The 22147-nt window shown below is 61.7% G+C and carries 15 protein-coding genes; 13 read left to right on the top strand and 2 right to left on the bottom strand.

Going from position 1 to position 22147, the window contains the following annotated elements:
• Positions 1–53 precede the first annotated feature (53 nt).
• Entirely contained in the window at positions 54–569 is a 516-nt protein-coding gene (locus GNZ12_RS00100; protein WP_172308447.1) for a hypothetical protein, read from the top strand.
• A 696-nt stretch (positions 570–1265) separates the two neighbouring features.
• On the opposite strand, the gene GNZ12_RS00095 is transcribed toward GNZ12_RS00100, so the two are convergent.
• Both GNZ12_RS00095 and GNZ12_RS00090 read right to left on the bottom strand, forming a co-directional pair.
• Positions 1266–3185: an FUSC family protein gene (locus GNZ12_RS00095; protein WP_172308446.1), complete on the bottom strand. Its 1920-nt coding sequence runs from the start codon at positions 3183–3185 to the stop codon at positions 1266–1268.
• 362 nt (positions 3186–3547) lie between these two features.
• Entirely contained in the window at positions 3548–4282 is a 735-nt protein-coding gene (locus tag GNZ12_RS00090) for a 2OG-Fe(II) oxygenase (protein ID WP_235993484.1), read from the bottom strand.
• Positions 4283–4676: 394 nt separating this feature from the next.
• Between GNZ12_RS00090 and GNZ12_RS00085 the strand changes: the two genes are divergently transcribed.
• The 12 genes from GNZ12_RS00085 to GNZ12_RS00030 all read left to right on the top strand — a co-directional run.
• On the top strand, positions 4677–5519 hold the full coding sequence (locus GNZ12_RS00085) for an FAS1-like dehydratase domain-containing protein (RefSeq protein ID WP_172308444.1): 843 nt from the start codon (positions 4677–4679) through the stop codon (positions 5517–5519).
• A gap of 20 nt (positions 5520–5539) precedes the next feature.
• Complete coding sequence (locus GNZ12_RS00080) at positions 5540–6703, top strand: acyl-CoA dehydrogenase family protein (RefSeq protein ID WP_172308443.1); 1164 nt, start codon at positions 5540–5542, stop codon at positions 6701–6703.
• 19 nt (positions 6704–6722) lie between these two features.
• Positions 6723–7901 (top strand): CaiB/BaiF CoA transferase family protein, encoded by a 1179-nt coding sequence (locus GNZ12_RS00075; RefSeq protein ID WP_172308442.1) that lies wholly within the window; start codon positions 6723–6725, stop codon positions 7899–7901.
• Between the two features lie 91 nt (positions 7902–7992).
• Positions 7993–9381, top strand: coding sequence for an MmgE/PrpD family protein (locus GNZ12_RS00070; protein ID WP_172308441.1), 1389 nt, complete (start codon positions 7993–7995; stop codon positions 9379–9381).
• A complete protein-coding gene (locus GNZ12_RS00065; protein WP_172308440.1) occupies positions 9378–10205 on the top strand; it encodes an HpcH/HpaI aldolase/citrate lyase family protein in 828 nt (275 codons plus the stop codon). The genes GNZ12_RS00070 and GNZ12_RS00065 overlap by 4 nt, the downstream gene beginning before the upstream one ends.
• 98 nt (positions 10206–10303) lie before the next feature.
• A complete protein-coding gene (locus GNZ12_RS00060; RefSeq protein WP_172308439.1) occupies positions 10304–11191 on the top strand; it encodes a LysR substrate-binding domain-containing protein in 888 nt (295 codons plus the stop codon).
• Positions 11192–11463: 272 nt separating this feature from the next.
• On the top strand, positions 11464–12963 hold the full coding sequence (amaB, locus tag GNZ12_RS00055) for an L-piperidine-6-carboxylate dehydrogenase (RefSeq protein ID WP_172308438.1): 1500 nt from the start codon (positions 11464–11466) through the stop codon (positions 12961–12963).
• Positions 12964–13119: 156 nt separating this feature from the next.
• Entirely contained in the window at positions 13120–14292 is a 1173-nt protein-coding gene (locus tag GNZ12_RS00050) for an NAD(P)/FAD-dependent oxidoreductase (protein WP_172308437.1), read from the top strand.
• A 133-nt stretch (positions 14293–14425) separates the two neighbouring features.
• The gene (locus GNZ12_RS00045; protein ID WP_172308436.1) at positions 14426–15622 is read left to right on the top strand and encodes an aminotransferase-like domain-containing protein; all 1197 of its coding nucleotides are present in this window, start codon (positions 14426–14428) and stop codon (positions 15620–15622) included.
• 483 nt (positions 15623–16105) lie between these two features.
• Positions 16106–17902, top strand: coding sequence for a DUF2138 domain-containing protein (locus GNZ12_RS00040; protein ID WP_172308435.1), 1797 nt, complete (start codon positions 16106–16108; stop codon positions 17900–17902).
• A complete protein-coding gene (locus GNZ12_RS00035) occupies positions 17903–18703 on the top strand; it encodes a DUF1175 domain-containing protein (protein WP_216673042.1) in 801 nt (266 codons plus the stop codon).
• Positions 18700–22147: MG2 domain-containing protein (locus tag GNZ12_RS00030; protein ID WP_172308434.1), on the top strand; the 3448-nt coding region annotated here is incomplete at its 3' end. The genes GNZ12_RS00035 and GNZ12_RS00030, both read left to right, overlap by 4 nt.

Genomic DNA, 22147 nt, shown 5'->3' with positions numbered 1-22147 from the left:
TTTGCTTCGGCTGGGTCAGTATGCCCCACACTCAAAATACGGCTTCCAAAACCATGAATACGATTGACTTCATACACGAACGGTGCGAATTCATGCCGCTTTGGGAGCGCGCGACCGCGGGAGTCCGGATGCTTCGCGACAGGTCGTCAACGGAGCTGCTTTATTTCGATACCATTGATCTCCAGACTCAAAATTTCTTTGAGCTTATTCAAACGCTACTCGCCCTCAAAGGTACGACTGACTTTGCCACGCTGGTCTTGAAGCCCGACCCGTTCGATTACTTCAATTTTCATTTTGGAAAATACCCGGGCTTCATGCATCGGGCAGAAAATACGGATGAGGAATTTTTCGAATTTCTGTTGGAGGACCCAGGCGGTAGCCTTGCCGATTCACTAGGAACCAATTCTGAGCATTATGTTGTGATGCCCGTGCCGGGTGAGTGGATCGCCTTTGGTGATAGGTCATGGGGTACGGGCGTGCTGTACGGGCCGCCGGATATCACGGAGTGTGCAAGGAGTTTTTACCCGTTCTTCAAGTCCCCACCAGAGCATTTCAGAATAGAGCCGTAGTCGATAGGTCCGCGCAATCGGACTTTTTTCCCTTGCGCCCTAATACCGGGCGCAAGGGTGTAAAAGCCGCCCCGGCCTGGTAACAGGTTACTTCAGATGTCGGAGCCAGCACGTCGATTCCTTGGCGGTGCTGGCTTTGCTCCGGAGAGGAGGAGGCTGCGGGGAACGCATAGGTGGCGCGGATTTGCGATACGTGTAGAAGGAATCGGACTCGCCTCCGCGAGGTAAGCTCCCAAAACCATGAATACGATTCGCTCGAACTCGCTAGGGAGAAACTCGTCCCTCACTGATTCAGTTCTTTGGCTTCGCTTCCCCGACTACCTGTCAGATCAGGTCTAGGCTAATACACGTGACGCTCACGTAGGTCTCGTCCTGTACGCTTTCAACATTGGGGTCACGCGGCGTAAAAGTTGCCTGACCAATACACGCCACTTAAATTGCTTGAACAGCGCCTCGCTCAAGTGCGGATGATGACGCTGGATTCGCGCCAGACGGTTCACGCCAGATCGAAGGGCACCATAGCCGGGTGCCATGCAGGCTGACAAGTGCAGCTTGCAGGAACGTATTCGCATCAATGGCTTGGCGCTGTTGTGGGGCTGTTATCCACAGGCTTGCGAACATTTTCTGTGGACAAGTGCGCGACAGCAACAATCTCCCAAGCGCCGTAGGCAAACAAAATCAAACCCCCATCGCCGCCTACGCGCTCCTACCTCTAAGCGCCCAATTGAACACGCTCCGTTTTTTGGTAACCGGCTGCGTCAGTCGATCGAACAACTGTGCGACGGCGCCATCGAGTTGAGCGAGTGCCGGTGTCTTGGCCTGATCGACATCAACGGCAGCAGTCACCAACGCACGCTCATCCAACTCGCCACGCGCAGAATCCGCGACCTGACCGCTATACCGCGCGATCAAAGAATCCAGCCGCGCAACGATCGATTCCACATGCGCCGTGCCGACATCCGCCGCATTGAGCGCCACATCTTCCGACGACGCGAGGCGCCGAGAAGGATCACTCAACACCCGCGCCCAGTGCAAACAACACAGCAGCGAACCGGTGGCCAATTCGACGCCGGGATTCCACACCACCACCCGCTGAGTCTGCAGCGGTTTCAACGCGATCCGCAGATCATGCCAGGTGCGATCGAGCTTGCGCATCGCCGGCGCCGTCTCAGACGTCTGAGCAGCGGATCCTGCGAGCCGCACCACCTCGCGCAACGCACCAAGTACCGCCCCCAGCCTCGTCTCAACATGCCGAGTCGCCGCAAGCGGCATCATCAAAATCGCGACCGCAAACGACACGAGACAACCGACCAGCACTTCTTCGATCCGCAACTCAACCAGCGGCCCCATCGCGAAGCCCAACTCGCCGTACACGAGCCCGACCAGCACGGTAATGAAAAAAACTCCAGGCGCATACGCACTCAGGATGTAGTAAGCCCAACCGAACACGCACAGCACCATCGCTGCCACGAGCAGCACCGGCGAGTCGTGCAGTGGCGCAACCAGCAACACGCTGACTAGCGCACCAGCCAGCGTCCCGGCGAGGCGTTGCGCGCCACGATAGACGGTGTCTGCGCGCGACCGTGTGCCGAGAAACACCACGAACGTTGTGATAACTGCCCAGAACCAGCGCTCAGGAGACAGCGAGTGACCGATCAGCATCGCGAGAAAAGCTGCGGTCGTGGCGCGCGTGGCCGGCAACCAGCAGAGCCTGGTGCGCAAATCGGCAAACCATTGCGCCACGGACTGAGCGCCTGCACCGTCAGCCGAAAAACGCGAAGCGCGGCGCCCTGCATGGCCCCGATGCGCAATCTCCTTGAGCCGGGCAATCGCATGACGCAGCACATCCGCACTCGCTTGCACGCTGCCATTTACAGGCGCCGAAGCAAACGCATGCTGTCCCGCCGCGACTTCCACTTCGACAATCCGCTCACGAACCATCTCGGCATCGGACGGATTCAGCAACGCAAGTTGTTCTTCAAGCGAGAGCGCGGCTTCGTTCAACGCGGAAAGATGCACCGCACTCGGCGCGGCGAGTACACGCGTTGCGCGCAACGTCACCGTGTGAATGGCAAGCCGGAAGCTTGCAACCGCCCGCATCGGCACGATCACACGGCCGACCAGCGTGACCATCAGCGGCCCGAATGCGGACAGCAAGAGCGATTGCACAAGGTGCAAGAACGAGGGATGCAGGTACAGCCCAAGGTAGAAGCACACCACGCCCAGCATCGCGCAGCCCAGCGCACGCGGACCGCACGCCTGGACCAGCATGCCGACGAACATCACGACCAGGAAGCCCGCATCCCCGGCAAGCGGATAACGGCTCAGTACGCTCGCCGCCGCAAAGCACACGCAGGCGCAAAGATAAAGACAGAACAGTGTGCCGAACCACGCCGGCCGCCGCGCATCGCGCACGAACAAAGGCGCCACCATCGCGAAGAGGATGCCGGGTGCGGCGAGGGTAATCGGTTGGTGATGAAAGACGGTCCACGCGATGCTGGCAAAGCCGGTGAGCAGACAGGCAAGCGCAACGCGTAGCGCAGTATGGAGACGCACGAGTCCCGGGTCCGCAACCAGCAGGCGGTCGGCGACGCGTGAAAACGCGGCAGCAATCATGATCGATGATATCCAGGCTAAATGGCCGCCACCGGCTTTTGGCCGATTGCGACAGGGCGGGCATGCGAGCCCGCCACCTTCGTATCGTCGAATGAGGCTGCCGTGCCGGGATCACCGGCTGGAAGCCCCGTTCAACGACGGGCAATAACACGCGAACGGGCACGCCGAATGCGCTGCAAAGGGTGGCGCAGCGCGTCCGGCGGGTTCGGGTTTTCCCGGATGATACCGGGTCAAAATGAGGGATGTCGAATTTTTTGCGGCGGCGCAGCAGCGCTGCACCGGTAAGGATGAAGGTCGCGCGGAGCCGGTTTGCGGCTTGGCGGTGCGTCCCTCGAGTCCAGTGCGCGCCGCTTTGAACTCAATCAAGTCGCGTCGTGGAAAATCACGCCGAGCGTATGCCGGTGGCCCGACCGCAGCCGGCTCACGCCGTGCCGCAGGTTCACCCGATACACGCCGCGCGTCCCTTGCACCGGCCGGTGATGAACCGCAAACACCACCGCGTCGCCCTTACCGAGCGGCACGACTTCGGTGCGCGACTGCATCCGCGGACGCTGCTCCGTCATGACGAACTCCCCGCCTGTGAAATCCTCGCCGGGTTCGGACAGCAGAATCGCGACCTGAAGCGGGAACACGTGCTCGCCGTATAGGTCCTGATGCAGGCAGTTGTAGTCGTCCTTGGCGTATTGAAGGAGTAAGGGCGTCGGACGCAACTGACCGGCGGCGTGGCAACGCTCGACAAAATCGCCGTGCACGGCCGGGTAGCGGACATCGATCTTCATCACCTCATTCCAGCGATTCGCCACCGGCGCGAGGCGTGGATACAGCGCCTCACGCAACTGCGCCACCGGTTGCGGCAGCGGATACGCAAAGTATTTGTATTCACCGCGGCCGAAACCATGCCGGCCCATCACGACGCGGCTGCGATACAGGTTCTCGCGCGGATAGAGCGCGGACAGCGCGTCGCATTCCAGGGCACTGAGCAGATTGGGCAGCATCGCGCAGCCGTAGCCATTCAGTTCTTCTTCGACATTGAACCAGTCGATGGCGTCGACACGTCGCGTAAGCGAGCCGGTGACGGTGCCGGAGTCTGCCTCCATGTCCTCGGCGTGTTTCAGTTCGGGCTCAAACCCCAACCCCAACCCCAGTTCCAGTTCCAACTCCACCGACTGCGAGCGCAGACCCTTCGCAACCGTATTCATGAGTATTCTCCATAAGGCGATTCATCGAACGATGACTGAGTGTAAGTACGTACCCAACGCTCCGCACTCCGACTCTTGCTCTTCAATTCCCCCGCTTTCCGGGGGCGGTGAGTTCGGCGCCGGGCGGTCGTCGGTACGGCGAAGCCTAGCCGGAGCGCCCGCTGCGCGGGCCTCCCGCGCGTCTTAAGCAAAACCAAAGGCCAGATTCGAAAATGCAAACTTCGCGGAATGCACTGCCTGGTTCATAGTAAGACCCTCTTTAGCCTCATCAGCGCATTCGGAGACTTTGCCCATGTCTGCCTCCCCAGAGAAACTCGACGACTGGCTTTACAAGGAAGCGGTGACCGAAGACGACATCACGGCCTTTCCGCTGACAGCGATGGCCGCGACGCTCGACCGGGAAGAAAGCGGCGACACGGTGCCGCCGCTCTGGCACTGGCTGTACTTTCTGCCGATCGCGCCGCTGTCTGAGGTCGGCCCGGACGGTCATCCGAAACGCGGTGGTTTCCTGCCGCCGGTGCCGTTGCCGCGCCGCATGTGGGCCGGTGGCCGCCTGACCTTCCATGCGCCGCTCAAAGTCGGCGAGCACGCCAAACGTACCTCGACCATCGCCAATATCGAAGACAAGACCGGCCGTTCGGGCCGTCTCGTGTTCGTGACGGTGCAGCACGCGATTGAAGCCGGTGGTGAGCTGAAGCTCGAAGAAGAGCACGACATTGTCTATCGCGACGCGCCGCAAGAGGGCGCCCGCCCACCGCAAGCGGCGCTCGCGCCGGATGGCGAAACGTGGCGCCGCACTGTCGACGCGGACGCGGTGATGTTGTTCCGCTATTCCGCGCTGACCTTCAATGGCCATCGCATCCATTACGACTACCCGTACGTGACCGAGGTGGAAGGCTATCCCGGTCTGATCGTGCACGGGCCACTGATCGCGACGCTGCTGGTCGATCTGGTGCGTCGCGAACAACCGGGCGCGGTGCTGCAAAGCTTCGCGTTCAAGGCGCTGCGGCCCACCTTCGCCGGCCAGCCTTTCACGGTATGCGGCAAACCTTCCGCTGACGGCACGACCATCGACCTGTGGGCCAAAGACCACGAAGGCTATCTGACCATGCGCGCGACAGCCGCGCTGGCCTGAACCCTAACGAGATTCGATTCATGCAAACCACGCAACAAGATTCCTTCCAGGATATTCGCGAAGCGGTTCGCGATCTGTGCCAGCAGTTTTCCGGTGAGTACTTCCGCAAGGTCGACGAAGCGCGCGCCTATCCTGAGACCTTCGTCGATGCATTGACCAAGGCCGGGTGGCTCGCCGCATTGATTCCGCAGGAATATGGCGGCTCGGGGTTGGGGCTCACCGAAGCGTCGGTCATCATGGAGGAGATTAATCGCGCAGGCGGGAATTCGGGCGCATGCCACGGGCAGATGTACAACATGGGTACGCTGTTGCGTCACGGCTCAGCCGAGCAGAAGCTCAAGTATCTGCCGAAAATCGCAAGTGGCGATCTGCGTCTGCAATCGATGGGCGTGACCGAGCCGACCACCGGCACCGATACGACCAAGATCAAAACGACCGCTGAACGGCGCGGCGACCGCTACGTGATCAACGGCCAGAAAGTGTGGATTTCGCGCGTCCAGCATTCGGATCTGATGATTCTGCTGGCGCGCACCACGCCGCTCGCGGACGTGAAGAAGAAATCGGAAGGCATGTCGATCTTTATCGTCGACCTGCGCGATGCGATCGGCCACGGCATGACGGTGCAGCCGATTCTGAACATGGTCAATCACGAGACCAATGAACTGTTCTTCGACAACCTCGAAATCCCCGCCGAGAATCTGATCGGCGAGGAAGGGCAGGGTTTCAAATATATCCTCGACGGCCTGAACGCGGAGCGCACGCTGATCGCCGCGGAATGTATCGGCGACGGCTACTGGTTTGTCGACAAGGTCACCGAGTACGCCAAGGAGCGCATCGTGTTCGGCCGGCCCATCGGTCAGAACCAGGGCGTGCAGTTTCCGATCGCACGATCGTTCATCAACGTCGAAGCCGCCAGCCTGATGCGCTTTGAAGCGGCGCGCCGTTTCGATGCACACGAGCCTTGCGGTGCGCAGGCGAACATGGCCAAGCTGCTCGCCGCCGACGCATCGTGGGAAGCGGCCAACGCGTGCTTGCAATTCCACGGTGGCTTCGGCTTTGCCTGCGAATACGACGTTGAGCGAAAATTCCGCGAAACGCGTCTGTACCAGGTCGCGCCGATTTCCACCAATCTGATTCTTTCATACGTAGCCGAGCATATTCTCGGGCTGCCGCGTTCGTTCTGAGTTCCACGCTGAGATAAACATGAGACCACTCGACGGTATCAAGGTCGTCACCCTCGAGCACGCGATTGCCGCGCCGTTCTGTACGCGTCAACTCGCTGATCTCGGCGCGCGCGTGATCAAGATCGAGCGCCCTGGCGTCGGCGATTTTGCGCGTGGCTACGATGAGCGCGTGCATGGATTGTCGTCGCACTTCGTCTGGACGAATCGTTCGAAGGAAAGCCTCGCGCTCGATCTGAAGCAGCCGGCCGCGCAGGAGATTCTCGATGCGCTGGTCGCCGATGCTGACGTGCTGGTCCAGAACCTCGCGCCGGGCGCGGCGGATCGGCTTGGGCTCGGTTACGACAGGTTGAGCGAGAAGTATCCGAAGTTGATCGTCTGCGACATTTCCGGCTATGGCGCCGATGGCCCATACCGCGACAAGAAAGCATACGACCTGCTGATCCAGAGCGAATCGGGTTTCCTGTCGATCACCGGGTCGCCAGGCGCGCCTGCCAAGGCGGGTTGTTCGATTGCGGATATTGCAGCCGGCATGTACGCGTATTCGAACATTCTCAGCGCGCTGTTGTTGCGTGGCCGTACGGGGCGCGGATGCCGGATCGATGTGTCGATGCTGGAGAGTATGGTCGAGTGGATGGGTTATCCGTTGTACTACGCGATCGATGGCCAACCACCGCCCGCGCTGTCCGGCTCGGCACACGCGACGATCTATCCGTATGGTCCCTTCCCCGCTGGCGACGGCAAGACGGTGATGCTCGGTCTGCAAAACGAGCGCGAGTGGACGCTCTTCTGCGAGCAAGTGCTCCTGCAACCCGAGCTTGCAACCGACGAGCGCTTTGCGTCGAATTCGAAGCGGACCTCGGCGCGTGAAGCATTGCGTGATGTGATCGTGACGGCGTTCGCTGGGCTGACCGCAGCGCAAGTGATCGAGCGGCTCGATCACGCAGGCATCGCTAACGCGCAGATGAATACGCTGGCCGATGTGTGGGCGCATCCGCAACTGAAGGCGCGTGAGCGCTGGCACGAAGTCGGCACATCGGCGGGTACGGTGCCCGCGTTGTTGCCGCCGGGTTCGCCGACGGACTTCGATCCGCGCATGGACCCTGTGCCCTCCCTCGGCGAGCATACCGATGCCATCTTGCGGGAACTCGGTTACGACGGCGCACGGATCGACGCGCTGCGCGAAGCCGGCACGATCTGAACTGTTTTCTATTCCGGCGTGTGTACGACGCTACGCCATCGATCCGAACGAACCTGACGCGACCTTAAAGCGACACTAAAGCGACCTCGCCATGACCGATCATCCCAGCCTTACGCTTGCGACCTTCGCTGCCCAACTCGACTTCGACAGCATTCCGCCGGCGGTAGTCGAGCGCACCATCAACCTGTACGTCGACTGGCTCGGCTCGGCACTCGCCGGCAAAGGTGCGCGCCCGGTCGAAACGATCGCACGGTTTGCGCGTCACGCCGGCGGCGCCGTCAAAGCCGGCCCGTGCGAAGTCCTGATCGATCGCAGCCGCACCACGCCGTATTTCGCGGCGATGGTCAACGGCGCCGCATCGCATTTTGCCGAACAGGACGACGTGCACAACGGCTCGGTGTTTCATCCGGCGACCGTGGTGTTTCCGGTGGCGCTCGCGTTGGCGCAGGCCAATCGCGCCTCTGGGCGCGAATTGATTGCGGCAGCAGTGGCGGGGTATGAAGTGGGCATCCGCATCGGCGAATTTCTCGGACGTTCGCACTACAAGGTGTTTCATACCACGGGCACTGTTGGCACGGTTGCGGCCGCTGCCACCGCCGGGCGTTTGCTCGGTTTGTCGCCGACACAGATGCTCGACGCTTTCGGCTCGGCGGGCACGCAAGCCAGTGGGCTGTGGGAGTTCCTGCGCGATGCCGCCGACTCGAAGCAACTGCACACCGCGATGGCCGCAGCCAATGGCCTGATGGCCGCGCAACTCGCCGCCGACGGTTTCAAGGGCGCTACGCATATTCTCGAAGGCGCGCAAGGCATGGCTGCCGGCATGTCGAGCGACGCCGATCCGGCGCGACTCGTCGACCGGCTTGGTTCGCGCTGGGCGACTGCTGAAACCTCGTTCAAATACCACGCCGCTTGCCGTCACACGCACCCTGCTGCGGACGCGTTGCTCGCCGTGGTGCAGGCGCATCGCCTCGACCCGCGCGATATTGCGAAGGTGGTCGCCCACGTTCATCAAGGCGCCATCGACGTGCTCGGTGCGGTCGTCACGCCGCGCACCGTGCATCAGGCGAAGTTCAACATGGGCACGGTTCTCGGCCTCGTCGCGCATCACGGTTATGCGGGCGTGACGGAGTTCGAACAGGGTTTCGACGCGGACTCGATCGCGGCCTTCCGCAATAAGGTCGACATGGTGTTCGACGCCGAAGTCGATGCCGCCTATCCGGCGCGCTGGATCGGCAAGGTGACGGTCATGACCACTGACGGCCGCACGTTCAAAGGCCGCGTCGACGAACCGAAAGGGGATCCGGGCAATACGCTGTCGCGTGACGAGATCGCGACCAAGCTGCATCGGCTGGCGGCGTTTTCCGGGGCGGCGACTGAGGGCGAGGCGGCATGCTTGCTCGGCAACGCATGGCAGATTGCCGGGCAGGCGCAGGTCGCGTCTGTGTTCGGTGTTGAGGCTAACGCTACGGTGGCAGGGTGAACGCGTCGCTGCCGCGTTCGTATCTGTTCGTGCCGGGCAACCGGCCGGAGCGCTTCGAGAAAGCGCATGCCGCTGGCGCGGACGCGGTGATTCTCGATCTCGAAGACGCTGTGCAGCCCGATGAAAAACCGGCAGCGCGCGCGGCGGTGCTGGCTGCTGTTTTGGGTGGTGCTTCTGGCAGCGCTTCCGGGCGTACGTGGGTGCGGATCAACGGCTCGGATACGTCATGGTTTAACGATGACATCGCCGCGCTAGTCGCGCATCCGGGTGTCGCCGGCATCGTGCTGCCGAAGGCTGAAACGCGCGAGCAGATCGAGGCCGTGCTGGCGCATGCGCATCCTGCGCTGAGCATGTTGCCCATTGTCGAGACTGCACGTGGTTTTGCGAATCTCTCCGAACTGTGCGCTGCGCCACGCGTAGCTCGCATCGTGTTCGGCACGCTCGATTTTCAACTCGATCTCGGTATCGACGGCGATAACGAAGAACTGCATCTGTTTCGCTCCCAGATCGTGTTGTCGTCGCGGCTGGCAGGCATTGGTGCGCCGGTGGATGGCGTATCGACCACCCTGACCGATATGGAACAGATCGAAGCTGACGCTCGCCGCGGGCGGCGTTTTGGATTCGGCGGCAAGCTGTGCATCCATCCGAAGCAGATCGATGCGATCCATCGCGCTTATGCATGGAGCGAGGCGGAGCAGGCATGGGCGATACGCGTGCTGGCAGCGGTTGAGACGAGCAATGGGGCGGCCGTGGCTGTCGATGGGAAGATGGTGGACATGCCGGTGATTCTGAAAGCTCGGCGGATTATGGGCGCGACGCCCTAACCCATTGCAACAACGGTTTCGAGCGGTGGTTTCGTGTCCGGTTAAGATTGCACTTTGCAATTCGAGCGCCCGTTGGCGTTTCTTTTCCGGCCGTCATCATGCATTTCGATTTCGTGGATTTGCGTCTGCTCCTCAATATCGCCGACACGCGGAACCTGGCGCGCGCGGCAGAACGCTCGCATCTCTCCGCGCCGGCGGCCAGCACCCGGGTCAAGAATATCGAGGAGCAGCTGGGTTTCAAGTTGCTCTATCGAACCAGCCAGGGCGTGACGCTCGCGCCCGCCGGCGAAGCCTTCGTTCATCATGCGCGGCTCGTGTTGGAGCGGGTCGAGCATCTCGCGGGCGACATGCAGGAGTACGGCGAGGGCATCAAGGGCCACGTGCGCATCTGGGCCAACACCACGGCGATCAGTGAGTTTATGCCGGCCGTGCTGAGTCATTTTCTGCGTGATCATCCTGACGTCAACATCGATTTGCGTGAAGTGCTGAGCGGCGAAATCGTCAAAGGCGTGGCGGATGGCGCGACGGATATCGGCATCGTCGCGGGCAACGTTCACGCCGAACATCTGGAAATGCTGCCGTATCGCGACGACCGGTTGGTCCTGGTGACGTCGCGCGATCATGCACTGGCGAAGCAGTCCTCGGTCGAATTCGCGCAATTGCTCGATGCCAACTTCGTGAGCCTGCCTACGTCGAGTGCGATCCATGCGTTTATCACCAGTGCGGCCGATGCGCTCGGTGCGCGTTTGAAGTTGCGCATCCAGGTAGGCAATTTCGAGGCGGCGTGCCGGATGATCGAGGCGGGCGTGGGCATCGGCATCGTGCCGGAATCGGTCGCGCTGCGGCACATGAAGACGATGCAGATTGCGATCGTCAGCCTCAACGATGTGTGGGCCGAACGTAAGCTGAAAATCTGTGTGCGCAGCGTGAAGGACCTGCCGCCGTTCGCGCGCGTGCTGGTCGACAGGCTGATAGCCGGCGCTTGAGGCTGGGGCGAAGGCGGGCAAGGCGCAGATGGGTGTCGTCAGAAATTTCCAATAAGAAACGCGCAGGCAGACGGCGGTGCGCCACCGAATGATCGGTGGGCGTGTCCGCGTCAGCCACCCGTGCCGGCATCCACGCACGCCAGTCAGGCGTCGCAGGCTTACTCAGGGGCTCAGGCATGCGCCTCCGGGCAAATCCCCTTGCCGCCGTAAAATCCCGCGTGTATAGTTTCCGAACTTACTCTTGTTTCGCATCGGAAATTAAAGGGACTCTCATGAACGCTTCGACTATCCTCGCCGACCTCGGCATCACCCACGCGGCGCAAGCCGGTGACATTGCGGTTCATTCTCCGATCACCGGCGAACTCATCGGCCGTGTGGCCAGCAACACGGTGGCGGAAGTCGACGTGGCCCTCGCCAATGCGAAAGCGGCGTACACGGCCTGGCGCGACGTCCCGGCGCCGCGCCGCGGCGAACTGGTGCGCCTGCTCGGCAATCGTCTGCGTGAAAAGAAGCAGGCGCTCGGCAGCATCATCACGCTCGAAACCGGCAAGATTCTGCAGGAAGGCATGGGCGAAGTGCAGGAAATGATCGACATCTGCGACTTCGCGGTCGGTCTGTCGCGCCAGTTGTATGGTCTGACGATTGCCTCGGAGCGCCCGGGGCATCGTATGGCTGAAACATGGCATCCCATGGGCACATGCGTCGTGATCTCGGCGTTCAACTTCCCGGCGGCGGTGTGGGCGTGGAATGCGGCGCTGGCGCTGGTGTGCGGCAACGCGGTGATCTGGAAGCCGTCGGAAAAGACGCCGTTGACCGCGCTCGCCGTCAATCAGATTCTCATCGAGGCATTGAAGGAATTCGGCGACGCGCCGGCCGGGCTGACCGCAGTGATCAACGGTGGCCGCGACGTTGGCGCCAAGCTGGTGGCCGACCCGCGTGCGTCGATCGTTAGCGCGACGGGCAGCACGGAAATGGGCCGCACAGTCGGCGTCGAAGTGGCGAAGCGCTTCGGCCGCTCGCTACTCGAACTCGGCGGCAACAACGCGGGCATCGTCGCACAAACGGCGGATCACGAACTTGCGATGCGCGGCATCCTGTTCTCGGCAGTGGGCACGGCCGGGCAACGTTGCACGTCGCTGCGACGTCTGTTCGTGCACGAGAGCGTGTACGACAAGACGATCGAACGTCTGAAGCAGCTGTACAGCAAGGTGCCTATCGGCAATCCGCTCGAAAAGGGCACGCTGATGGGGCCGCTGATCGACAAGCAATCGTACGCCCGCATGCAGGAAGCGCTGCAGCAGGCCACGGCTGAAGGCGGCAAGGTATTCGGCGGCGAGCGCGTCGAGGTAAAGGGTTATGAAAGCGGCTACTACGTGCGTCCGGCCATCGTCGAAATGCCGTCGCAAACGGCGGTGGTGCTGAAGGAAACCTTCGCCCCGATCCTGTACGTGTTGCGCTATTCGGATTTCGCGGATGCGGTCGAGGCGAACAATGCAGCGGTGCACGGTTTGTCGTCGTGCGTGTTCACGACCGATCTGCGCGAAGCTGAACGCTTCCTGTCCGACTCGGGCAGCGATTGCGGTATCGCTAACGTGAACATCGGACCGAGCGGCGCGGAAATTGGCGGTGCGTTCGGTGGCGAGAAGGAAACCGGCGGCGGTCGTGAGTCGGGTTCGGATGCGTGGAAGGCCTACATGCGCCGCGCGACCAACACGGTCAACTATTCGTCGGCATTGCCGCTTGCGCAGGGCATCGACTTCAATATCGGCTGATCCGGTCAGTAGCAGTACGGCGAAAAAGTGATCAAGCAGTAGAGCATTCAGCAGAAAGCGGCGGCGCATTTACGCGCCGCTGTTCACACCCTCTTTCAGCCATCCGTTTGCGCCGCCCGCCGTTTCTGAGCGGCCACGCTACTCGTGGAGTAAGACGTGAGTTCCAAAGTCGTGATCGTCGGCGGTGGAGTGATCGGCAGCTCGATTGCGTATTTCCTGCGGCTGTCCGATCCGACAGTCAGCGTCACGGTGATTGAACGCGATCCGACGTATGCGCGTTCGTCGTCGGCATTGTCGGCGGCATCCATTCGTCAGCAATTTTCTACCCCGCTTTCCATTCAGATGTCGCTATTCGGCATCGAGTTTCTGCGCTCGATCGGCGAGCGGCTCGAAATCGACGGCGCGAAACCGTCGATCGATCTGCACGAAGGCGGCTACCTGTTTCTCGCCACGCCCGCGGGCGAGACGACGCTGCGTGAGAATCACGCGTTGCAAAAGAGTCTGGGCGCCGATATCAGTTTGCTGGACAAAGACGCATTGCAAGCGCGCTTTCCCTGGCTCAATACGGAAGACCTCATTGCCGGCGCTTTTGGTGAAAGTGGTGAGGGTTGGTTCGACGGCTATGGTCTCGTGCAGGCGCTGCGCAAGAAAGCGCAGGCGCTCGGTGCGCGCTACGTTGCCGCCGACGTCACCGGGCTGCATCGCGACGGCAAACACGTAACACAAGTGCAAACCGCGAATGGCGAGGTCTACGCCTGTGACTTCGTCGTGAACGCTGCGGGCGCCTGGTCGCGCAAAATCGCGCAAATGGCCGGCATTGACCTCCCGGTATTTGCGCGACGCCGAAGCATCTTCAATGTCACCTCGCCCGCGCGGCTCGAACATTGTCCGTTGCTGATCGATCCGAGCGGTGTGTATTTCCGCCCCGAGGGCAAATCGTTCATCTGCGGGACGTCACCGTCAGCGGACAACGATCCCGACGATTTGCCGCTCGACGAAGTCGATCACGCGCTATTCGACGACGTGATCTGGCCGGCACTCGCGCATCGTGTGCCGCAATTTGAAGCGCTGCGCGTGCAGAACTGCTGGTCCGGTTACTACGAATACAACGTGCTCGATCAGAATGCGATCATCGGCCATCACCCCGACGTCGATAACTGCCTTTTTGCCAATGGCTTTAGCGGGCACGGTTTGCAACAGGGCCCGGCAACCGGCCGCGGCATCAGCGAATTGATTCTGCATGGCCGCTACACGACGCTCGATCTGGGTTCGCTGAGCTTTACTCGCGTACTCGAAAACCGGCCGATCGTGGAGAAGAACGTGGTTTAGCCCGCGCGCTGGAGGTGATGCGGAAAACGCAATACGTAGTGCGTAGATATCGTTTGCCGCTCGCCCTGACGATGGCCACAATCGATGCCGAACTTCCATCGACAAGAATCGACAAGATAACCGGCCCGTCACCATGTTCACGTTCAACCCCGCATTCGAAGCGCCGACTGGTTCGCCGATCCGCGAGCTGTTCAAGTATCTGGCGCAGCACGGCATGATTTCCTTTGCCGGCGGCTATCCGGCCAGCGATCTGTTCGATCGCGAGGGCCTGGATGCGGCCGCGGCGCGTGCGTCGCAGCAGCCCACGCTCTGTCTGCAATATGGCCCGACTGATGGCCTTGCTGTCCTCAAGGAACAACTCGCTCATTTGATGACGCGGCGCGGTACGCCGTGCACGTCTCAGGAATTGCTGGTCACGACCGGTTCGCAGCAGGGTTTCGATCTACTGTTGCGCGTGATGGTCGCGCCGGGTGATGTGGTGCTGGTCGAACAGCCCGCCTATCCAGCGACCTTGCAGGCGCTGAAGCTGCAGGAGGCCGACGTGGTGACCGTGCAGGTCGATCAGGACGGGCTCGATGTCGCCGCGCTCGCCGCGTTGCTCGAAGCGGGCACATTAGCGCGGCCGCCGAAGCTGCTCTACACTGTGCCGACTTTTGCCAATCCGACTGGTGCGACGTTGTCGCTCGAACGCCGCACGGCGTTGTTGAAACTGGCGGCGCGGCACCATTTTCTGATCGTCGAAGACGATCCCTATGGCGACCTGCGTTTCAGCGGCGCGGCGTTGCCGTCGCTGCTCGCATTGAGCGATCAGGTGCCCGGTTCGCGCGACTGGGTCGTGCATTTTTCGAGTCTGTCGAAGATCGTCGCGCCGGGTTTGCGGGTCGGCTGGATGGTCGCGCATGCGGAAATCTTGCGCCGTTGCGTGGTAGCCAAACAAACGGTCGACCTGTGCAGTTCGCCGTGGACCCAGGCCATCGCCGCCGAATACCTCGCGAGCGGCGCGCTGGAGCGGCATCTGCCGCGGATCATCGACGCCTACGCCGTGAAGTGCCGCACGCTGTGCGATGCGCTCGATGTGCATTTGGGTGACGCCATCGCGTTTCATCGTCCCGCCGGTGGCATGTTCGTATGGGCGCAATTGAAGAATGGACAGAATGCGTCCGACACGCTGCGTGCCTGTATCGAGTGCAACGTCATGTTCGTGCCGGGCGTCGCGTTCTATAAAGACAATATCGATCTGGCGGCACTGCGTCTGTCATTTGCTGCGCCTGGTGTAGCGGAAATCGAAACCGGCGTGCAGAGAATGAAGCAGGCGCTCGCACTTTTTTGACGAAGGCTAACGCCGTTTACGCAGCTAGCGCGGTATTCGAGGCAGAGCAGAAAGCGCAGTACTTTAAATAACCCGGTGAGCACGCGGTGCACAGCCGGGTTTTTTTATGCAAGTACTAAATCGCGGAGATTTAGCATAAACATCCCGATCAGGTAAAGCAGCGTAAGGTCGCACGGAGCCGGAGTCGGCTCGCCGGCTCTTCTCTGCGTGGTTGACGCCGATAGCAGGCGCCGTTTCCCTGTATGCCGTCGCCTCCTTCACATGCCGTTTTAACTCAAGCAACGGCTTCGAATGGACGTGCTTTCTATTAATTTAATTCTGCTCGTCAAACTCCTGAAACATGGCTGAATGTTAAATGGAGAGTGCCGCTAGTTTTGGACTAAAAATATCGGTTATCATCGCTGCCATTCGGCGAGTGATCCCGATGAGTTAATTCATCGGCCATCCACATTAATACCGTCGCATCGAACCAGAAAAAATCAAATGAAGATGTCGCGTAAAAAGATTGCAATCCTGGTCGTCGGTCTTCTGGTCGTGGCCGGCGTGGTCATTCAGGCGGTGTGGCGTCCATTCGCGCATCGCAAAGCCACCGGGACCAGCGAAATCGTGCTCGATATTCATCACCCGGATGCGGTGATCGACAGCGAAGCGCTCTCGCGTTTGCCGCGCGACATCTTGCGTGTGCCGCTGTTGCACGACGTGCTGACGCAGGACTTCGTCGACTATTACGAATCGAACGATACGCGGTTGTCCACGGAAGGCGCGCTGCGGCGTCTCGCATTCGAACATCAGTTGGACTGGCGCGATGAACTGATCCGCCGCGTATTCGACGAACCCGCGCATGTGCTGCTGTGGCGCTCGCCGGACGGCCGCCTCGGTTACTGGGTGATGTCGATGCACCGTAACGGGCTGGCGAAGCTGCTGCAAGGCTTCGGTAACGTCGCTGCGAGCGACTCGCAGTTGAGCCAGGTCGCCAAGCTCGCCGGCGACGTACCGGTTTACGCGTTGAAGCTGGCGGTGGGCCGCACGATTCTGTTCGCGACGAAGGACGACCGTCTTGTCGTGTTGTCTGCGCCGGGTGTGTTGCTCGACGCGAAAGGCGGCTTGCTGGGCGAGCGGGCCGATGCCGTGTCCGAGATGCTGTCGTCAGGCCGCGACGACGCGGCGCGCGCCTATCAACTGGACGCGCCGGGTGATGCGCCGAAGGGGCACCGGCTGGTGGTGTCGGCCAATTATTGGTCGTTTGGTTATCAGGCGTTTTTCTCAGGTATCGACGCGCTGCGATTCGATTTTTCGCCGAACGGTAGCGCTGCGGCGAACTGGCAGACCTCCGCTTTGATCGAGCCGGGCAAGTTGCCTCAGGCGTGGGATAGCGCCGACTTGTGGCGCGCGTTGCCGGCCAATCCGGCGGCGTGCGCGAGCTTGCCGGCTGACTGGAAAGAGGCGTCGGGCTTGTTGGGCAAGGTGGCCAGCGTGGGCGCCGATGGCGCTGCTGCGATCGGCGATCAGCTCGCCGGCCCTGCGGCCGTCTGCTGGTATGCGAAGTCCACGCTGGTCGCGCCGGTCTTCGTCGCTCGTGTGAAGACGCAGGACGCGGCGAGCATCGCTGCGCTGAAGACCGCGCTTGGCAAGACCTTTGGCGAGGTGATTGGCGCGTACGAGGCGAAGGCCGCTCAATCCGCTGACGCCGGCGCTGATTCGGGCTATCGTCGCTTGCCGGTCACGAAGCACGACCAGGGCGCCGGCATCACGGTGTGGCAACGGCCGGTCAGTGCGCGCTCGGGTACCGCTTTGTCCAGCAAGGCGTCATTCGCATCGCAACTGTCGGCGGAGCGCTATTTCCCGGTGACGCTCGCATTGGCGCACGGTTATCTGATTTTTTCGCCTGACTCGCGTCTCGTTGACGACACGCTCGCCGTGCTCGACAAGCGCTATCCGTCGCTCGCCGATACGCTCGCGCCGCAGCGTCTGCCGCGCACGATTCTGACGCTCACGCCTTCGTCCGCGGCTGCGTTGATCGAACGCGAAGCGGGCGCGGCGTTGCCGGCGGATCAGGAAGAGGTGTTCCGTAACGCGTCCCGTACGCATCTCGTGCCGAAGCTGCATGCGCTCGCCCACTACCCGCCGGTTTCGTTGACGCTGCCGCAGATCTTGCCGGGTTCGACGGGTTGGGTGCCGGTGGAGTGGTGGTTCGATCGCGCACAGGCGGGTGCAGGTGGCGCTGCCGACGCCGGTGCGGCTGACGCGCCTGCTGATCAACCCGGCACTGAGGGCGATTGAATGCGCCGCCTTCACGTCGGTGACGTGGTATCCGCGAAGGATGTATGCGTAGCGGCGCAAGCGCCCGCGCGCGCTCCCGCAGCGCATGCAATCACGCACGCGCACGGCACGCCGGCCGCCGCTCGCCGCACGTGGCTCGCGCGCGCTGCGTCGGCGCTCGTCATGGCGAGCCTCGCGCCCTATGCAAACGCGCTCACCAGCATAACCGCATCGCCCGATCCCGACGCGCTCTCACCGCAACAATCCGCCGCCTTTCGCGCCTGGTTTGTGCGTATCGTCGACCAGCAAATGCGTCGTGGCCCGACGCCGCGCTGGACCCAACGCGATTGCGCTGGCCTCGTGCGTTTTGCCGTCGGCGAGACGCTCAAGCCGCACGACACCAAATGGCTGCGCGCAAACGGCATGACCAGTCTCGCGGACACCAGCAGCATGCCGCCCGAACTGCAACTGTCCGCATCGCAGCGCGGAATCGCGAATCGCTGGACCCAGCTCGACGGTTCCACCGGCGCGTACGCGTCGGCGATCGCACTGATTCAACGCAATAGCCGTTTTGTTTCGAAGGACGTGAACCAGGCGCTGCCCGACGACCTGTTGTTCTTCGACCAGGGCGACGACCAGCATCTGATGATCTGGCTGGATCGCTACATCGCTTATCACACAGGCACCGTTACGCCGACCGATACCGGTCTGCGCGCCGTGGCCGTCTCCGACCTGATGCAATGGAAAGATTCCCGCTGGCAGCCGCTCGACGGCAATCCGAATTTCGTTGGCGTATTTCGTTTGGACTTTCTGACACCATGACCCGAATGAATTCCGTCACCGCGTCGCGCGCCTGGTTCGGCAACTTACATCGTCGCGCGGGCGTCACGCTGGTCGCGCTCTTCGCGGCCATGGCGCTCGTTATTGCACCAACGGCCTATGCCGACGACAGCGCATCGAGCACCGCAGCCGATACCAACATCGCCGCGAACCCGACGCTGCAAACAGCGCCATCGAGCAACTTCGCTTCGCAGAAGGTAGACGGTCAGCCATTCTTCCTGCTTTCTGATGCGAGCTTCGGCAGCGATCAGTTGGCGCAGGTGCGTCTCGAAGCGCCCGGCCGCGACTTCAAGGACGCGCTGCAAGGGTATGGCGGCGCGGACATTGTCGTGTATCGCGTACCGAAGCCGTTGGACTTTCTGAAGGCGCAGAAGAATCTGCATCGCCTGAATGTCGCACCGAATTACCAGGGCGAAGGGCTGGCGAATACGCTGGCTTATCTGTGGGACCGCTGGTTCACCGAGGCACGCCGCGCGTGGCAGCGCGTGCTGTCGTTCGCGACGCGCAGCAAGGCGACCGCAGCCGAGCCGCAATTCAAGCTCGGCGAGGAGACCGGCAAGCAGACGCAATTCCAGCAGAACTCACAATTCGCGCCGCTGAAAGGCTATGACATGGTCGCGCGCTTTCGCTATCCGATCTGGGACGCGAAGGTGATCGAGCCGCCGAAGGGCGTGAATCTCGAAGGCAGCAGCAGTAATTTCATCGAAGCGAGTTCGGGCAATGTGATGATTCCGGTCGGCAAGCTGCCGCCGGGGCTGTATATCGTCGAGGCAGTGATCGGCAACTATCGCGCGCATACCTTGCTGTTCGTGTCGGACACGGTCGCGGTCGTGAAAGCGGCGTCGAGCGGCATGCTGGTGTGGACTGCGCGGCGCGATAACGGCAAGCCGGTGCCGAATACCGACGTGAGTTGGACCGACGGCGTCGGCGTGCTGCAAAGCGGCGCCACTGGCAACGACGGGGCGCTGGTACTGCAACACGTGAGCCCCGAGCGTAGCTACATACTCGGTACCGATCCGCAAGGCGGCGTGTTCGTCTCGGAGAATTTCTATTACGACAGCGAGATCTACAACACCAAGATCTACGCCGTCACCGACCGTCCGATGTACCGGCCGGGCGACGCGGTGCATGTGAAGTTCATCGGCCGCACCTTCCAGAACGCGACGCAATCGACCGCTTCTGCCGAAGCCGATATCAAGCTCGACGTGCTCGATCCGAACGGCTCGCCGGTGGCGACCAGCAAGGTTCATTTTGCTTCCGATACGGGCGCGGATACCTCGTTCACGCTTCCCGCGGATGCCACCGCCGGCGGTTATCAGCTGCGCTTCGATTACAACGGCGATGTATACGGCAGCGCATTTCGCGTCGCCGAATATGTGAAGCCGCATTTCGACGTCAATCTGTCGATGGATAAGGCCGACTATGCGACGGGCGAGCAACTGAAGGGCAAGATCCAGTTGCGCTATCCGGACGGCAAGCCGGTGCGCGACAGCAAGGTGTCGGTCACGCTGCGTGCGCAGAAAGTGACGATCGTCGATGGTGAATTGCGCTACGCGGGGTTGTTTCCGGTCAAGCTGGAACAGCAGGAACTCACGACCGATAGCGACGGCAACGCGAGCCTCACGCTGCCCGCCGCTAAAGAACCGAGCCGGTATGCGTTGACGCTGTTCGCGCAGGACGGCGCGGCCTACAAGGTGCGTGTGACGCGTGAGGTGCTGATCGCACGCGGCGCGACACCTTATCGTTTGTCGACGGCTAAGTCGTTTTCGCAACCGAAGGAAGCGGCCAATTTCGATCTTCAGGCACTCGGTACGATCGATCCGTCTTCGCACGCGCCGGCTAAGTGGGAGTGGACGCGCCTTGAATCGCAAACGCATGGCGAAGGCGCAATCAAGGGCGCAACGGCGGCCGGCAAGCTGTCGTTCCCGGTGCAATTCGACGAACCAGGGTCGTACATGTTGTCGGTTAAGGACGACACAGGCAATCTGCTTGCCGCCACGAGCCATTGGGTCGCGGGCGATGGTCTGAAGGCGATTCCGGGCAGCGTCGAGATCGTGTTCGATCGCGACAGGTACAAGATCGGCGATACCGCCGAAGCGCTGATTACCTTCCCGATGCCGGTCGACGATGCACTTCTGACGCTGGAGCGAGACAACGTCGAACACCGCGCTTTGCTGACAGCAGGCGGCGACTGGCTGCAACTGCAACGCGTGGCGCCGTCGCAATGGAAGGCGCGTATCAAGGTTGGCGAAGCGTTCGCGCCGAACATGACGTTCTCGGTGCTGTACGTGCATGCCGGCGAATACGTGTTCCAGAATGCCGGCATCGTGGTTGCGCAACCGCAGATCGAACTGAACGTGAAGAGCGACAAGCCGGTGTACGGCCCGGGCGATACGGTCACGCTGAACTTCGACAGCACGCTGAACGGCAAGCCGGAAGCGGCGAATCTGACGGTGAGCGTGGTCGATGAAATGGTCTACGTGTTGCAGCCGGAGATCGCACCGAATATCGTCGACTTCTTCTATCACCCGCGCCGTAACAACGTGCGGACGTCGTCGAGTCTGTCGTTCATTACGTACGACCTTGCGCGCTCGCCGTTGAAGGGTGCGCCGGGCGGCCCGCAACGCGCGAACTACAACGAGCGCGGCGTGAAGGTGCTCGAGCGGCCGCGTCGTGACGATCAGGATACGGCCGCGTGGGAAGGCACGCTGAAAACCGACGCGAACGGTCACGCCACCATGACTTTCAAGATGCCGGACTCGCTGGCCCGCTGGCGCATCACCGTGCGTGCGGCGGCGCCGGACGGCATGGTCGGTCAACGTACCGCGTATGTGCGTTCGGACAAGGCGCTGTATCTCAAGTGGAGCGGGCCGTCGCATTTCCGCGTCAACGATCAGCCGGCCATCGACATGATCGCCTTCAATCAGACCGACGCGGATATGGACGCCGAGTGGGTGGTCGACGGTGGTGGTCTCTCGTTGAACCAGAAGGTCACGCTCAAGCGCGGCGCCAACTATCTGCGTCTGCCGACCGGCGCGCTGAAGGCGGGTGTGATCGATGCGACTTTGCGCCGTGCGGGTAAGGATGTGGATCGCTTGCAGACCACCATCCATCTCGATGCGAGCGGTTGGCTCGATCTGCATCAGAACACGGTGACGCTCGACGGCTCGAACAAGCCGCTCAATCTGCCGCCAGATGCGCAGGACGTTAGCGTGCGTTTCATCGGCAGTGCCGCGAGTCAATTCGCGCGCGTCGCCGACGATCTCATCAACTATCCGTACGGCTGCGCCGAGCAGACGTCGAGCCGTCTGATTCCTTTGGCGCTTGCCCACGATGCCATCGGCCGCGGCCTCGGTGGTGACGGCGGCGCGAGTTCGACGCAGGGGCTTGAAGCGCTGTTGCGCAATCAGCGGCAACGTCTGGCGA

This window comes from Paraburkholderia solitsugae, assembly GCF_013177695.1.
Lineage (GTDB): Bacteria > Pseudomonadota > Gammaproteobacteria > Burkholderiales > Burkholderiaceae > Paraburkholderia > Paraburkholderia solitsugae.
The sequence above is the reverse complement of the archived record's forward strand: the minus strand, read 5'-3'. Positions and strand labels throughout refer to the sequence as shown.